The organism is Synechococcus sp. R55.7 (genome assembly GCF_047461955.1).
GTDB lineage: Bacteria > Cyanobacteriota > Cyanobacteriia > Thermostichales > Thermostichaceae > Thermostichus.
This window is the reverse complement of the sequence record NZ_JANSIC010000528.1, coordinates 1-508: the sequence shown is the minus strand read 5'-3', so window position 1 is coordinate 508 and position 508 is coordinate 1. Positions and strand designations below refer to the sequence as shown.

The 508-nt window shown below is 63.0% G+C and carries 1 protein-coding gene; it reads right to left on the bottom strand.

The features are described from left to right. Nucleotides 1-217: 217 nt before the first annotated feature. On the bottom strand, nt 218-508 hold a 291-nt coding region (locus NW820_RS13515), incomplete at its 5' end, for an amidohydrolase family protein (protein ID WP_414407791.1).

Genomic DNA, 508 nt, shown 5'->3' with positions numbered 1-508 from the left:
AGTAACACGAGTTTCTGGGCCAGAGTTGCCGGACCCAGCAGGCCGAGGTGTGTGGTGATCGGCAAACCAGCCTGAGACCGTTCCTGATGCTTTTGCGCCATCCCGCCCTCAGGCCTGGCTTCTCTCCCACAAAGGGAGAGGGAAGCTAGGATAGGCTACTGCGCCACTTCTGTCCTGCTGCTATCGGAAGCCCTTGCGGGATAGCAGGGATCCCTGGCTAGCGCTGAAACTGAAGAGCCTTTCCCCGCACCGAGGGATCCACCTGGCCGTTTTGAAAGGCAATCTGTCCGCCCACGATCGTGACTAGGGGCCAGCCCACCAATTCCCAGCCCTCGAAGGGACTCCAGCCGCATTTGGTCAGCAGCTCTTCCCGCCGCACCGGTTTGGGTGTGTGGCGATCCACCAGCACCAGGTCGGCGTCGTAGCCCACCTGCAGCCGCCCTTTGTTGGGGATCCCGTAGAGGCGGGCCGGCGCCTCACACATCCACCGCACCACCTGCGCCAGCGT